Source organism: Bradyrhizobium symbiodeficiens (assembly GCF_002266465.3).
GTDB classification, from domain to species: Bacteria; Pseudomonadota; Alphaproteobacteria; order Rhizobiales; family Xanthobacteraceae; genus Bradyrhizobium; species Bradyrhizobium symbiodeficiens.
Genome location: NZ_CP029427.2, coordinates 4,656,695 through 4,671,211 on the forward strand (window position 1 = coordinate 4,656,695; position 14,517 = coordinate 4,671,211).

Annotated in this window: 11 protein-coding genes; 6 read left to right on the top strand and 5 right to left on the bottom strand. The window is 64.6% G+C overall.

Annotated features, from left to right (window positions below):
* Positions 1-237 precede the first annotated feature (237 nt).
* Positions 238-798 carry a helix-turn-helix domain-containing protein gene (locus CIT39_RS21905; RefSeq protein WP_094972507.1) on the top strand — a complete coding sequence of 187 codons (561 nt, stop codon included), beginning with the start codon at positions 238-240 and terminating at the stop codon, positions 796-798.
* A gap of 20 nt (positions 799-818) precedes the next feature.
* Here the strand turns inward: CIT39_RS21905 and CIT39_RS21910 are convergent, their stop codons facing one another.
* Complete coding sequence (locus CIT39_RS21910) at positions 819-2,030, bottom strand: hypothetical protein (protein WP_094972100.1); 1,212 nt, start codon at positions 2,028-2,030, stop codon at positions 819-821.
* Positions 2,031-2,032: 2 nt separating this feature from the next.
* On the bottom strand, positions 2,033-3,400 hold the full coding sequence (locus CIT39_RS21915; protein ID WP_094972101.1) for an APC family permease: 1,368 nt from the start codon (positions 3,398-3,400) through the stop codon (positions 2,033-2,035).
* A gap of 347 nt (positions 3,401-3,747) precedes the next feature.
* Here CIT39_RS21915 and CIT39_RS21920 point away from each other — a divergent pair, with 347 nt between their 5' ends.
* A complete protein-coding gene (locus tag CIT39_RS21920) occupies positions 3,748-5,049 on the top strand; it encodes an alpha/beta hydrolase (protein WP_244607427.1) in 1,302 nt (433 codons plus the stop codon).
* 167 nt (positions 5,050-5,216) lie between these two features.
* Positions 5,217-5,543, top strand: a complete 327-nt coding sequence (locus CIT39_RS21925) for a GrlR family regulatory protein (RefSeq protein ID WP_094972103.1) — start codon at positions 5,217-5,219, stop codon at positions 5,541-5,543.
* Positions 5,544-5,577: 34 nt separating this feature from the next.
* On the opposite strand, the gene CIT39_RS21930 is transcribed toward CIT39_RS21925, so the two are convergent.
* Both CIT39_RS21930 and CIT39_RS21935 read right to left on the bottom strand, forming a co-directional pair.
* The gene (locus tag CIT39_RS21930; RefSeq protein WP_094972104.1) at positions 5,578-5,955 is read right to left on the bottom strand and encodes a hypothetical protein; all 378 of its coding nucleotides are present in this window, start codon (positions 5,953-5,955) and stop codon (positions 5,578-5,580) included.
* Between the two features lie 91 nt (positions 5,956-6,046).
* Entirely contained in the window at positions 6,047-7,219 is a 1,173-nt protein-coding gene (locus CIT39_RS21935; protein WP_094972105.1) for an MFS transporter, read from the bottom strand.
* Between the two features lie 186 nt (positions 7,220-7,405).
* Here CIT39_RS21935 and thrS point away from each other — a divergent pair, with 186 nt between their 5' ends.
* The 3 genes from thrS (at position 7,406) to CIT39_RS21950 (ending at position 11,425) form a co-directional block, all read left to right on the top strand.
* Positions 7,406-9,445 carry a threonine--tRNA ligase gene (gene thrS / locus CIT39_RS21940; RefSeq protein ID WP_162308612.1) on the top strand — a complete coding sequence of 680 codons (2,040 nt, stop codon included), beginning with the start codon at positions 7,406-7,408 and terminating at the stop codon, positions 9,443-9,445.
* A gap of 93 nt (positions 9,446-9,538) precedes the next feature.
* On the top strand, positions 9,539-10,102 hold the full coding sequence (locus CIT39_RS21945; protein ID WP_162308613.1) for a nitroreductase family protein: 564 nt from the start codon (positions 9,539-9,541) through the stop codon (positions 10,100-10,102).
* A gap of 63 nt (positions 10,103-10,165) precedes the next feature.
* Complete coding sequence (locus tag CIT39_RS21950; protein ID WP_094972108.1) at positions 10,166-11,425, top strand: serine hydrolase domain-containing protein; 1,260 nt, start codon at positions 10,166-10,168, stop codon at positions 11,423-11,425.
* On the opposite strand, the gene CIT39_RS21955 is transcribed toward CIT39_RS21950, so the two are convergent.
* The gene (locus CIT39_RS21955) at positions 11,411-13,873 is read right to left on the bottom strand and encodes a putative bifunctional diguanylate cyclase/phosphodiesterase (RefSeq protein WP_094972109.1); all 2,463 of its coding nucleotides are present in this window, start codon (positions 13,871-13,873) and stop codon (positions 11,411-11,413) included. The two genes, CIT39_RS21950 and CIT39_RS21955, sit on opposite strands and share 15 nt — an antisense overlap.
* Between the last annotated feature and the right edge of the window lie 644 nt (positions 13,874-14,517).

Below are 14,517 nucleotides of genomic sequence, written 5' to 3' on the forward strand. Positions count from 1 at the left end.
ACGCGGCAAATGCCGACGATCGAGGCACGCAGCTTGAATTGCACCATTCTTTAGCGATTTTGCGCGATATACCAGCAAGAATGCTCACATTATCCGCGACCATGCTCTATATTTCCGCGCATAAGTTTTCCTTTGGAATACACCTGCGAGCTGCCGGATCGCCCGATCCAGGGCGCCGGGCTGGCAGTTCGGCCGCATCTGTTGCAAAAGGAGCCTCAGCGTTCGGGAGACTCATGCGTGCTTGACGTCAGCAAAGCGACAGCAGTCGGGGCCAATATCCGCCAGGCGCGGATCGCCAAGGGCCTGACGCTGGACCAGCTTGCGAAGCAGAGCGATCTCACGCGCGGCTACATTTCGCTGGTCGAGCGCAATCTCAAGGTCCCCTCGCTCGCCGCACTGCTGCGGATGGCCGCGGCCCTCGAGGTCAATGTCGCGAACTTCTTCGACCCCAACGCCGAGCCCGCACCGCGTTACACGCTGTTCCGCCGCGAAGGCGGCAATGTGCCCCTGTTCCAGGACACCTTTGGCGTGGTCCCGCTGGTCACGGGCCGCACCCGCAAGATGATGGAGCCGTTCCTGCTGAGCCCGCCGCACAAGGCGGCGACGCGTGCCTCGCACGCGGGCGAGGAACTACTGTTCGTCATCAACGGCAAGATCGCGATCAAGCTCGACGGCGAGGAGCTCACCCTCGGCAAGGGCGACTGCCTGTATTTTTCAGGCGAGACCCCGCACGAGGTCAGGAGCCTCGGCCGGCAGAAGGCGGAAGTGCTGGTCGTCGTGGCCCAGACCCCGACCTGACGGTCGAGCTTCGGCGCATCCTAGCGGAACCAGAAAGACCGTCCGGATGATGGCGGGACGGATTCGGGAGGACGCGGCCGTTTCGGACGCGGCTTCGGCGCCGGCTCGGCGGACGAAACTGTCTCCGGCGCCGGTGCGGTCTCGCTGCCCGGCACCCTCACCGACAGCAGCAAGTTCGATTCATGCATCCGCCAGCGATAGCCGACGCCGAAATCGATCGGCTGGGCCCGCGTGAACAACTCGGCGTAGCGCTCCTGGTAGCGGCCGGGGAATTCCCCGATCGGCCCGAGATAGCGGCCGAACGGGAAGAACCGCCATTGCCGGGCGCCGTAATTCGCAAGCGGAATGCCGGAATCGTCCTGGATGATGGTGGCGCTGTTGGCGAGCAGCCAGTTGCGGACAACCGCGAAGTCGCTCTTGTGCAGCAGATAGGATGCACTCTTGAGCAGGCTGTTGCCGGGCCCCAGCGTCTCGCAGAATTTCAGGAATCCGGTGTTGCGCGCGCCGGCGTTGGAGAGGTCGGTCGAGAAATAATACAGCGTGCGCGCTTCGCCATCGCTGCCGGCGAAGGTGATGCGAACGCCGCGCACTGCGTTACGCCCCGGATTGTCGTTGCCGACATGCAAGCCCCCCTTGTCGTCGAGCGCGATCATCTCGACGTTGCGGATAGTCTTGCCGGAGCGCGCGAGGAAGACATAGAGGATCGGCAAAGTGCCGTTGACCTGGTTGGCGCGCAGGTCGACCTTCATCTGCTTAGTGATGAAGAAGGAAAAGCTCAGGATCGAGCCGAGCGAACGCTCGACATTGTAGAGCGCGGCACCGACCGAGCCGCGCGGCAGCCGGGTCAGATCGGGCACGGCGCCGACCGGCTCCAGCGCGCCGAGCACGTAGGTGCTGGCCTTGGAATAGAAGGCGTTGGCGTAGAGGAAATCGGGGCCGCTGAACATGTAGAACATGGTCGGCCGGGGCGCGGCCAGATTGACATCGGCCCAATCGCGAATCCTGGAGAGCTGGCGCTGTTCGAGCTGGGCAAAGGCGCCGTCGAAGAATTTTGCATGACGCTGCCAGCCCGGATCCTTCGTCAGCGGCAGCAGCGGCGAGTCCGCCGAAGGCTGCATGCCCGCAAGGAAGCGCGCGGTGTCGTCAAAAGTCACCTCGGCGGCATGCGCGGGCGAGACGGCCGCAGCCAGCAGGGCGAGAGCAACGGCCGCAATTCTAAAGGGGTGAAGCATGTCTACGCGCGATCGTGTGAATTGCCAGCGGCGACCGGCCGCCTGCGGAAAACAGCATAAATCAACAAGCCGAAGAGCATGACGAGCATCCCCGCGAGCGACTGCAGGGGACGCTCGGTCAACAGGTAGTACATCATGAACCCCGTCACGAGCAGGAACAGCAGCGGCGTGAACGGGTATCCCCAGGCGCGATAGGGCCTGGGCAAATCGGGATCCGTGATGCGCAGCTTGATGACGCCGGCGACCGTGAAAAACGAGCAGAACAGGAGTGCGAACTGGATGAAGTCGAGCACCGCCTCGAAACTGCGCGTGAACAGCAGCAAATTTGCGACCGCGAGTTGGAACAGGATGGCATAGGCCGGCGCGCCGCTGGTCGATCGCTTCGAGAAGACGCGCAGCGCCGGAATGTCCTCCCCCATCGTCATCATCACGCGCGGACCGATCCACATCATCGCAGAGATCGAGGAGATCAGGCCGACGCAGATCATCGCGCCGACGATACGGCCGCCGAGACTGCCGAAGATGGCGCTACCGGCGACGCTGGCGACGTCGAGCTGGCCGGCGAGCGCACCTGCAGGCGTGGAGTAGAGGAACACCGCGTTCAGCGCGACATACAGGACGAGCACGATCAGCGTGCCCGAAAGCAATGCGCGCGGCAGATCCCGCTGCGGCATGTTCATCTCGCCGATGATGTAGGTCGCGGCATTCCAGCCCGAGAACGAATACATCACGAAGACGAGCCCGATCGCGAACGGCGCGCTGACGATGTGGGCGAGATCGCCCGGCTGCGGCGTGAAGGCGATCGGCTGCGGCACGCCGATGACGAAGCCCGCGACCAGGAAGGCTATGATCATCACGACCTTGATGATCGTCGCGATCAGCTGGAAGGTCGAGGAGTGCCTGACGCCGGTCAGTTGCACGAGCGAGACCAGCCACACCACGGCGATCGCGAGCGGGATCGGCGGCAGATCGGGCACGACCGATTTCGCGTATTCGCCGAACGCCATCGCCGCCAGCGCGACCGGCGCTGCAAAACCCACCGTCGCCGAGACCCAGCCGGCGAGAAAACCGAAGGCGGGATGATAGGCACGGCCGAGGAAATTGTACTCGCCGCTCGAGCGCGGAAACATCGCCCCGAGCTCGCTGTAGGCGAACACCCCACACAGCGCGACGATGCCGCCCACGGTCCACAGCAGCAGGATCGAGAAGCCGGACGGGATGTCCTTGACCTGAAAGCCGAGGCTGGTGAAGACGCCGACCCCGATCATGTCGGCCACGACGATGGCGGTTGCGACCAGAACCGAGACCCCGGTCCCGCTGCCTGGCAGTCGGCTCGTCCAGGGTGCGGTTCCCGCATCTGATGCCGTCATCCGGGTCCTTAGCCTCAGGCGCCTTGCCTGCCCGGTCATCGTGCAGTTTCGCCCAGTCAATTCAAGCAGGGTTAACAAGGGTTAAATGAGGCGGGGGAAACGGGTACTGCAGCACCGCTTATTCCCGCTGCCGGATGAAAAAGCTGCGTCAGACCCGGGAAGTCCCGCTCCGCTTCCCCACAATCAGGACACGATTGCATGGTCCTTTTGAGCGTTCCGGATGTGGGGAAGTTTCTCCGGACACTTAACGTCGCCTAAACGCCAGTCGGCTCATTTGAAGAGGCCGATGGACGTGACTTTGGGGTCATGCGTGGATGGTCGGGGCCGTTCCGAAACCGAGAGCTGACATGCGTGCCGACCGGACGACGTCCGGTGCGCGCGGTCGTGCGCTCCGGATCGGCCTGATCTCAGCCTTGGTGCCGCTGTCGCTGACACTGGTTCAATGCGGCCAAGCGCCAAACCCGGCGGCGCTCGCGGCGAACTCGCAGGCCAATGTCCACGGCGGCACTCAGATGGTCGCCAAAACCAATACCCAAGTCGCGAGCGGCGACACGTTCGAGGATCGCTTCCCCGCTCCGCAATTCAGGGAGCGCTTCCCCTCGGCGAACGAGAGTTTCCTGCAACGGCAGATGTCGGACTTCTCGCCGAAGCGCGCAGTCCAGCAGCCGTCGCCGGAGCAGGCCCCCTACAAGGTCGCTTCGCTCGAGCCGCAGCTCCCCTACAAGCGCGCGCCGCGCGACGACCTGACGACCCTCGTCAGCATGAAGTCGTCGGCCTTTCCCTATTTCGGCACCAACCCCGCCTCCGACGCGCCCTTCCTCAACATCTCCAAGGGCGATCGCCGCGGCCACCGCAGCTATTCCGGTCGCGTGTTCTGGCAGGACGAGACCTACAATGACAACCGCGTGCTGATGCACGTGCCCGAGCATTTCGACGTCCGCAAGCCGGGCGTGATCGTGGTGTTCTTCCACGGCAACGGCGCGACGCTCGAACGCGACGTGCGTGATCGCCAGCTGGTGCCGAAGCAGATCACCGATTCCGGCGCCAATGCCGTGCTGCTTGCCCCGCAATTGGCGGTCGATGCCGCCGATTCCAGCGCCGGCAAGTTCTGGCAGCCGGGCGGCTTCAAGCGCTTCATGGCGGAATCGGCCGACCACCTCGCCCGCGCCACCGGTGATCCCAACAGCGCTCGCGCCTTCGCCAACATGCCGATCGTGGTCGTCGGCTATAGCGGCGGCTTCCTGCCGACGGCGTGGAGCCTGGAGGTCGGCGGCATCAGCGACCGCGTCCGCGGCGTCGTGCTGCTCGACGCCGTCTATGGCGAGATGGACAAGTTCGCGTCCTGGATCGAGAGCCACCGCTCCGGCTTCTTCGTCAGCGCCTACACCCGCGGCACGGCGCGGCGCGACCGCGAGCTGATGAGCATGCTGCGGCAGAAGGGCATCAGCGTCGCCGAGGACATGGACGGTCCCTTGCGTCCCGGCAGCGTGGTGTTCGTCGAGACCGCCGACGGCATCACCCATCGCGACTATGTCACCCGCGCCTGGACGCGGGATCCACTCAAGGACGTGCTGGTGAAGATGTCGGCAACGCCCGCGTTGGCGCTGACGCGCGTCGCCGCGACCAACCCGTCGGCATCGAGCCGCTAACCGATATTGCGCGAGCCGGCATTTGACAGCACTGCCTGCAATTGTCTCAGGCTCTGATCAAAATGTGATGTTGATGGCCGGCATCCCCGCAAGCCACCGGATTGCTTCCGCCGGCGGAGCTCATAGTTTGCGGCCGAGTTGCGTTTCGAATTGCGTGGGGACAGGCGGTGCGTCAGGGATTGTACAAGGTCGACTTCCACACCGTTCATGGAACGGGCTGCGGCGTCGTCTATGTGACGAACGGCAAGATGCGCGGAGGCAATTCCGCTTTCGCCTTCATCGGCACCTACACGGGCGAAGGCTGCAGCATCAAGGTCAAGATCTCGACCCAGCGCTATAACGACGACCCGTCCTTCAAGGGGCTGTTCGGCGCCGATCGGATCACGCTGGCGCTCGCCGGCCGGGAGGACGGCGACACCGCGGAATTCGAGGGCAACGCGCTGCAGGCGCCGGGCGTTACCTTCCGAGCGGTGCTGAGCCGGATCAGCGACTGAGCCTCAGATCGTTCACGATCAGCTCCTGTAAGTCTCAGCTCTTGGGCAGCTTCGGAATGCTCTCGGCAAAGCCGTTGAAGCAGGCCAGCCGCTCGTCCTCTTCCTTGAGGAAACGGCAATCGGCGTAGCCCTTGGCCTTCGCCGGCTTCGGCTTCGGCGTCGGCGGGATGATGGCATCGTAGCAGTTGAGGCGGTCCTTGGTGCCGTCGTCGAGTTCGAGGCAGGCCTGGAGCCGGACCGCGATCGATTGCGGCTTACCCTTCGGCGCTGCGGCCGGCTTGGCCGCTGCCTCTTTCGTCCCCTTGGGCTTGACCTGCACCAGGGGCTTGTCCCCCACCATCGGTGGCTTGTCGGCTTGAGCGAACGCGGAGGCTGAATAGAGCACCGCGGCAACCGCCAGAATCATCCTCATTTCAGTCAACTCTCTTTGGTCCCCATGACCGGCCTTCTAGCGCTCCAGCGCGCGGTTTGCCAAGCACCTTGCGTACAAGAAAATGCGGGATTCAGGCCGTTGCGGCCGCAGGCCGGGGCCGGGTCATGACCACCAGGATCAGCGCCAGCACGACGAAACCGACCGCGACGAAGCCCAGCGCATGCAGGAATTCGTGGGCGAACAGCAGCCCGCCGACGGCGGAGCCGACCGCCTGGCCGATATAGAGGACGGACGTATTGAGCGCGACGGTTGCCGATGCCAGCGGCGGCGCGACCGCGACCAGCCGCACTTGCTGCATCGAATTGGTCGAGGCAAAGCCGAGGCCCCAGATCGCGACTCCGGCTGTCATGAAAGCAAGCGTGCCGGCACCGAGCGCCCAGCCCGTGACGCCCGCGAGCAGCAGGCAGGTGAACAGCAACGAGGTCCGGTACGGTCCCGAGGTGTCGACGATGCGGGTGGCGACGACGACGCCGAGGAAGCCGCAGACGCCGTAGAGCGCGAACACCATGCCGATCGCATCGGGACCGGCGCCGGTGAGCTTCTTGAGCAGCGGGCCCATGAAGGTGAACACCGCGAACTGCCCCGACATCTGCAGCATGGTGATCGCCAGCAACAGCAGGATCGTGCTGTTGCGGCCGACATCGCGCCAGGTCTTCAGGTCCACCGGCGCGCCCTTCAGGCCCGCCGGCAGCCGCAGCAGCAACAAGAGGAAACTGACACAACCGAGCGCGCCGATCGCACCATAGGCGGCGTGCCAGCCATGGCGGCTGGCGATGAAGGTGATCAGCGGAAGGCCGACGGCGGCAGCGAGCGACCAGCCGAGAAAGATATAGGCGATGGTGCTGCCACGCCGCTCGGCCGGCACGATCAACGCCGCGGTACCGGCAGCCTGCGGCGTATAGAGCGCACCGACCGCGAGCATCACGAGACGGATGACGAGGAGGCTCGTGTAATCGGGCGCAAAGGCGGAGGCGAGATTGCCGAAGGCAAGCACCGCCAGCGTTGTCGTGAGCAGCGTCCGCCGATCGATGCGGCTGGTCAGCCAGGCCGTCAGCGGCGAGCCGATGCATAGCGTGATCGCGCCGAAGGTGACGAGGAGCCCGGCCGCATGAATGCTGACGTCGAGCCCGCTCGCCAACTCCGGCAGCATGCCCGCCGGGGCCAGTACCGAGCATCCGGTGACGAGATTGCCGAGCATCAAGGCGGTCGGCGCCAAACGGCCGGCGGCGGGCGGATTTTCCATGCAAATGCATGTAGAACAGCCCCGTGACCAGTTAAAGGGCGCGGCTCGAAATAGTTGAAGCGCCGCCCCGGCTTTTGCGCGTCACTTTCTTGGAAATGCCGGATTGCGCAGGCCGAATCGCCTGATATATCGCTCGTTCCCGCTTACCTGCGCTCGTTCGCAGGAGTGAGCCTCAGGAGAAAAGCAATGACCGAGCCTAAATCCGAATCCGGCTTCCAATATTCCCTCAGCAATCTGAAGCCCGTGACCCCCGCCGCCAAAGTCACCCTCACCTTCCCGGACGGCGCCCAGCGCCAGTTCGACTACGGAATCACCGGTCTCGACATCGCCAAGGGCATCTCTCCGTCGCTGGCCAAGCGCACGGTTGCGATGGCGCTCGACGGCGTGGTCTCCGATCTCAACGATGCGATCGAGGCCGATGCCAAGATCGAGTTCGTCAATCGCGACGACCCGCGCGCGCTGGAATTGATCCGCCACGACTGCGCGCACGTGCTCGCCGAAGCCGTGCAGGCGCTGTGGCCGGGCACCCAGGTCACCATCGGTCCCGTGATCGAGAACGGTTTCTATTACGACTTCTTCCGCAACGAGCCGTTCACGCCGGACGACTTTGCGGCCATCGAGAAAAAGATGCGCGAGCTGATCGCGCGCGATAAGCCTTTCACGAAGGAAGTCTGGGACCGCGAGAAAACCAAACAGGTGTTCCGCGACAAGGGCGAGGCCTTCAAGGTCGAACTGGTCGATGCCATTCCCGGCAACGAGCCGATCAAGATCTACTACCAGGGCGACTGGTTCGACCTGTGCCGCGGCCCGCACATGACCTCGACCGGCAAGGTCGGCAACGCCTTCAAGCTGATGAAGGTGGCCGGCGCCTATTGGCGCGGCGACAGCAACAATCCGATGCTGACCCGCATCTACGGCACCGCCTTCGCCAAGCAGGAGGACCTCGACGCTTATCTGAAGCAGATCGAGGAAGCGGAAAAGCGCGACCATCGCAAGCTCGGGCGCGAGCTCGACCTCTTCCACTTCCAGGAGGAAGGCCCGGGCGTCGTGTTCTGGCACGCCAAGGGATGGACCATCTTCCAGCAGCTGATCGCCTATATGCGCCGGCGCCTGACCGGCGACTACAGCGAGGTCAACGCGCCGCAGATCCTCGACAAGTCCTTGTGGGAGACATCGGGACATTGGGGCTGGTACCGCGAGAACATGTTCGCGGCGCAGTCGGCCGGCGACGAGGCCGAGGACAAGCGCTGGTTTGCGCTGAAGCCGATGAACTGCCCGGGTCACGTCCAGATCTTCAAGCACGGCCTGAAGAGCTACCGCGACCTGCCCTTGCGCCTCGCCGAGTTCGGCGTGGTACATCGCTACGAGCCCTCCGGCGCCATGCACGGGTTGATGCGCGTGCGCGGCTTCACCCAGGACGATGCGCACATCTTCTGCACCGAGGATCAACTCGCCGAGGAATGCCTGAAGATCAACGATCTCATCCTGTCGACCTACGCTGATTTCGGCTTCACCGGCGACCTCACCGTGAAGCTGTCGACGCGGCCTGAAAAGCGCGTCGGCACCGACGAGATGTGGGATCACGCCGAGCGCGTGATGGCCACCGTGCTGCGCGAAATCCAGTCGCAGAGCAATCACATCAAGACCGAGATCAACCCGGGCGAAGGCGCCTTCTACGGGCCGAAGTTCGAATATGTGCTGCGCGACGCCATCGGCCGCGACTGGCAGTGCGGCACCACGCAGGTCGACTTCAACCTGCCGGAGCGGTTCGGCGCATTCTACATCGACCATGATGGCGGCAAGAAACCGCCTGTCATGGTGCACCGTGCGATCTGCGGCTCGATGGAGCGCTATATCGGCATCCTGATCGAGCACTATGCCGGCAACTTCCCGCTCTGGCTCTCGCCGGTGCAGGCGGTGGTCACCACCATCACCTCGGAAGGCGACGAATACGCCAAGGTTGTGATGGAGCAGGCACGGCGCGCAGGGCTTCGGGTCGAGATCGATTTGCGCAACGAAAAGATCAACTACAAGGTCCGCGAGCACTCGCTGGCCAAGATCCCGGCGCTGCTCGTGGTCGGCAAGAAAGAGGCCGAAACGCATTCGGTCTCGGTCCGCCGGCTCGGCAGCGACGGCCAGAAGGTGATGACGACCGAGGAGGCGATCGCCGCCCTGGTCGACGAGGCGACGCCGCCCGACGTCAAGCGGGCGCGCGGCATCGCCTGATTCCTGAAATCGATCTAAATTCGCTTCCGGTCGCGGGCGTGCATGCTTATCTCGGCATGGCACGCCCGACGACCATTTGAAGAGGATATCGCAGTGCCCGACGCCATCGAACTCCTGAAGACCCGCCGCTCGGTCAAGCCGCGCGAGATGACCGGGCCCGGCCCTTCGGCGGCCGAGCTCGAGACCATCCTCACCATCGGCGCGCGCGTGCCCGACCACGGCAAGCTCGCGCCCTGGCGCTTCATCATTTTCGAGGGCGACGCCCGCCAGCGCGCCGGCGAGGTGATCGCGAAGGTGTTCGCCCGGAAGAATCCCGGCGCGCCCGCGGCCGACGTCGAGACCGAACGCAAGCGTTTCATGGACGCGCCGCTGGTGATCGCCATCGTCAGCTTCACCAGGCCGCATCCGAAGGTGCCGGCGTTCGAGCAGGAATTGTCGGCCGGCGCCAGCGCCATGAACATCGTCACGGCCGCGACCGCGCTCGGCTACGGTGCCTGCTGGCTGACCGGCTGGTTCTCGTTCGACCGCGACGTGCTCGACGGCCTCGGCCTCAAGCCGGACGAAAAACTCGCCGGCTTCATCCACGTGGGCACGCCGACCAAACCGAGCGAAGACCGTCCGCGACCGTTCCTTTCGGAAATCGTGACGCGTTTTTAATCCAACGCTTGTTGACGCCCCCGGCGTCTTGCGGCTTTGATCCCGCCGAGGGAGGAAGCCCTGATGAGACGTCGTGATTTTCTGGTCGGGGCCGCGCTGCTCGCCGGCACGATGGCGCGAAGCCGCGCCGCCAACATCCCCGCCCCCTCGCCGGACGGGCTCGAGCGCATCACGGCGTATTTCAACGACGAAGTCGGAAGCGGCCGCCTGCCGGGCGCGGTGATCCTGGTGCAGCAGCACGGTAGGCCGGTCTATCTGAAGTCCTTCGGCGTGCGCGATACCAGGACCGGCCTTGCGATGACGCCGGACACGATCTTCGCCATCCACTCCATGACCAAACCGATCACCTGCCTCGGCGCGATGATGCTGATCGACGAGGGCAAGCTCGCGCTCACCGACCCCGTGTCGAAATACATCCCGCTCTTTGCCGACACCAAGGTGGGCCTCGAGCCGGACGGCACCTCGAAGCTCCAGCTCGAGCCGCCAATCCGCCCTGTCAACATCGAGGATCTGCTGCGGCAGACCTCCGGCATCAGCTACGACTATATCGGCGCCCCCTGGGTGATGCAGGTTTACAAGGCCGCTGACATATTCGAGGGGCCCTTCAACAACAGGCAATTCGCCGACCGTATCGCCCGGCTGCCGCTCACGCGCCAGCCGGGGACGCTGTGGCGCTACGGCCATTCCACCGACGTGCTCGGCGCCATCATCGAGATCATCTCGGGACAGACGCTGTACGAATTCCTCAAGCAACGCATCCTCGATCCGCTCGGGATGAGCAGCACCAAGTTCGTGCTGAAGACGCCGGAGGAGCGTGCGCGGATGGCGCGACCGCTGCCGAGCGACCTGATCCTGCTCGAAGGCGAGCGCGACCGCCTCGCCCATCCCGAATGGGAGTCGGGCGGCGGCGGGCTGCTCTCGACCATCACCGACTATGAACGCTTCTCCCAGATGCTGCTCAATGGCGGCGCGTTCGAGGGCAGGCGTTACCTCAGCCCGGCCGCCTTCAAGGCCATGACGACCGATCATGTCGGGCCCGGGTCCGGCGTCGGACGCGACTATTTCTATTTCCCGGGCGACGGCTTCGGCTATGGCTACGGCATTGGTGTGCGTACCGATCCAGGCAATGCGAAGCCGCCGCCGGCAGGCTCGCTCGGCGAATTGAAATGGGACAGTGGCAGCGGCACCTATTTCGGCGTCGATCCCAAGCTCGACATGGTCTATCTCATGATGCAGCAGACCCAGAACGAGCGCAGCCGCATCACCCCCGCCTTCAAGGCGCTGGTCTACGATTGCTACCCCGAAGGGCTACGCCGCCCGTGAGGCGCGCCGGCCGAAATCGGCGAGCAGCTTCGCGATCTCGTCGGCAGGCCGTGCCGCGCTGAACAGAAAGCCCTGCACCTCGTTGCAACCTTCGGCGCGCAGCCAGTCGAGCTGGTCTTCGGTCTCGACGCCCTCGGCGGTCGTGGTGATGTTGAGGCTGCGGCCGAGCCCGGAGATCGCGCGCACGATCGCGCCGCAATCGGGCCGCTCTGCCAGATCCTTCACGAACGAGCGGTCGATCTTGATCTTGTCGAACGGGAAGCTCCTGAGATAGCTGAGGCTGGAATAGCCGGTGCCGAAATCGTCCATGGAGATGCTGACGCCGAGCTCGCGCAACTGGTGCAGGATGGCGAGATTGGCATCGGTCTCGGCGAGGAAGATCGACTCGGTGATTTCGAGCTCGAGCCGCCGCGGCGACAGGCCGGACTGCGCCAGCGCCGAGATCACGATTTGAACCAGATTGCGGCTGCGGAATTGCGCCGGCGACAGATTGACCGCGACCTTGACGTCGGCAGGCCATTTGACGGCCTCGGCGCAGGCTTCGCGCAGTACCCACTCTCCCAATTGGATGATGAGGCCGATGTCCTCGGCAACCGGGATGAACTCCGCCGGCGAGATCATGCCCTTGTCCGGATGACGCCAGCGCAGCAGCGACTCGAAGCCGGAGATTCGGTCCGAGGCGATCGACACCAGCGGCTGGTAGTGCAGCTCGAACTCGCCATTGGCGAACGCACGGCGCAGATCGAGCTCCATGGCGCGGCGCTTCTGCGCTCGCAGGTCCATCGCGCGCTCGAAGAAATGGTGTACGCCGCCGCCGTCGGACTTCGCCCGGTACAGCGCCATGTCGGCATTTCGCATCAGCTCTTCCGGCGTCGTGCCATCGCCGGGCGACAGCGCGATGCCGATGCTGGCGCCGATCACCATCTCCTGACCGTCGAGATCATAGGGCGCCTTCAGCATGTCGATCAGCAGGCCAGCGCAGGCGCTGGCCTCGTTCGGCGAGACGTCGGCGGCGAGGATTACCGCGAATTCGTCGCCGCCGAGGCGGGCCGCCAGATTGCCGCCGCGGACCGCGGTGGTGAGCCGTTCGGCGACTTCCTTGAGCAGGCGGTCGCCGACGGGATGACCGAAGGAATCGTTGATGTTCTTGAACAGGTCGAGATCGATATAGAGCACGCCGACGCGTTTGTCGCCGGCCTGGTCCAGCGCCTGCTTCAGGCGCTCCTGGAAATATTCGCGGTTCGGCAGGTCGGTGAGCCCGTCATGGTGCGCCATGTGCGCGATGCGCGCCTCGGCCTTGCGCCGCTCGGTGATGTCGACGACCGCGACCAGATAGCCGTCGCGATCGTCGAAGGGGACGCGGCGGCCGAAGGTGAGCACCTCGATCTCGCTGCCGTCGGCGCGCAAATGCCGCCAGTTGCGCGAGGAGTGATAGGCCTCGCCGAGGCGTTCGAGTGCCTCGGCGTGGCTGTCCCACTCGTCCTCCGGCCATATCTCGTGCAGCTTCATGCGCAGGAAAGCGGTGCGGCTGTAGCCGTAATGCTGGACCGCGGCGTCGTTGACGCCGAGGAACTCCCTGGTCTGCGCGTCGAACACCCACATCGGCATCGGGTTGTTGTCGAACAGCAGGCGGAACGAGGCGTCGCGCCGCTTCAACGCGGTGACGTCGGAGATCGTCAGCGAGACCACGTCGGCGAAGGCCGTCGCGCTGAGCCGGAGATGGCGGCCCTCGCTCTCGATCTCGAGCTGCTCGCCGCGGCCGCCGGCGACGGCCCTGAGCAGGAAGTTCATGATCTCGGGCAAGGCCAGCAACGTGCTGCCTTCGCCGATCCGCCGCCACAACAGGCTTCCGGTCGCGACCTTCAGCAGCGCGCTTGCGCTGCTGTTGTGGTGCACGACCTGCAGATCGGATGGTTTGCCGCCGGCATCGCGCAGCATCGCCAGCGAGATGACCGCGTCGTCGGTCGAGGCGAAGATCGCGTCCAGCAGATTGTACTGCGTGCCGCGTTCGTTGATGTAAGCGCCGACCAGCGTGGCGCCCCAGCGCGAGGCCGTCGGCAGCGCCAGCACGTCGTAGGTCCGCACCATGCCGTCGCGCACGCAATGCGCGCTGGCCCGATGCGGTCGTCCATTGGCCAGCGCGGACGTTGCCGCTTCCGACAGCGCGGTGGCGCAATCCGGCGACAATTCGGCGACGGGAATGTCCCAGCGCTCCTCGCCGAGCCATTTTTGCACGTAGCGTCCGCTGCGCGACCGTTCGAGCGTGCCGTCGTTCCTGAGCAGCGCAATGTGATCGGCGAGCCGTCCGAGACTGCCGAGCATCACGTCCTCATAGCGCGGCAGCCGATCGCCCGGCTTCAGCGCGGCACGCCATTTGCGCTGAAGCACCGGGATGTCGTCGAACATTTCGGCGGCCGGTTTTCCCGACACTTTCTTCGCGGCATTCATGGCAGTCCCCAACGCACTTTCCCGCTGCATCCAATGCAGCTGCGCTTAACGACCTGTAAAAAGGTCGCAGGCGCGGGTTCCATTCGGTGATTATGACAGTTTTAAGTCAGGTGTTGGTTAGTGGGTGTTAGAGACTGTGACGGTCGTACGAAGGGATGCGTTCGGGTGTGTGCGCTCGAATTTGGACGCGCGTCTCTCTGTCCCGGACGCGCTGCAACGCCCTTCGCGTTGCGGCGCAGAGCCGAAGGGACGCTGCGCCGCGTCCGGGGCACGAGACTTTTGGTCAACGACACACATGATTGATCATCCTCGCGGCGCATTTCGCCCGAGCTTTGTTGATCGCTTCACCCTCGAATGAAAGAGGGCGCAGGGAAGACCGGGCGCCGGCTGGCACCCGCGGTCCACTGTGCGAATTCTGCGTAACGAGAAACTGCACAGCGGCATACAGGTGTAGCCAGGACAGCCCGGCCTTCCCTGCGCAGTGGCTTTACGGCTTATGTCGTGCTCTCCCCGGGGAGCGTTGCGCTATTGCCCCCGTCGCCTTGCGGATGGCTGACGCGTGCGTCCGGTTGGACGACATGCATCACCACAAGACTTGGCGCACAGACCCCGGGCGCCAGGACCACACGATTTTGCCGTACGCC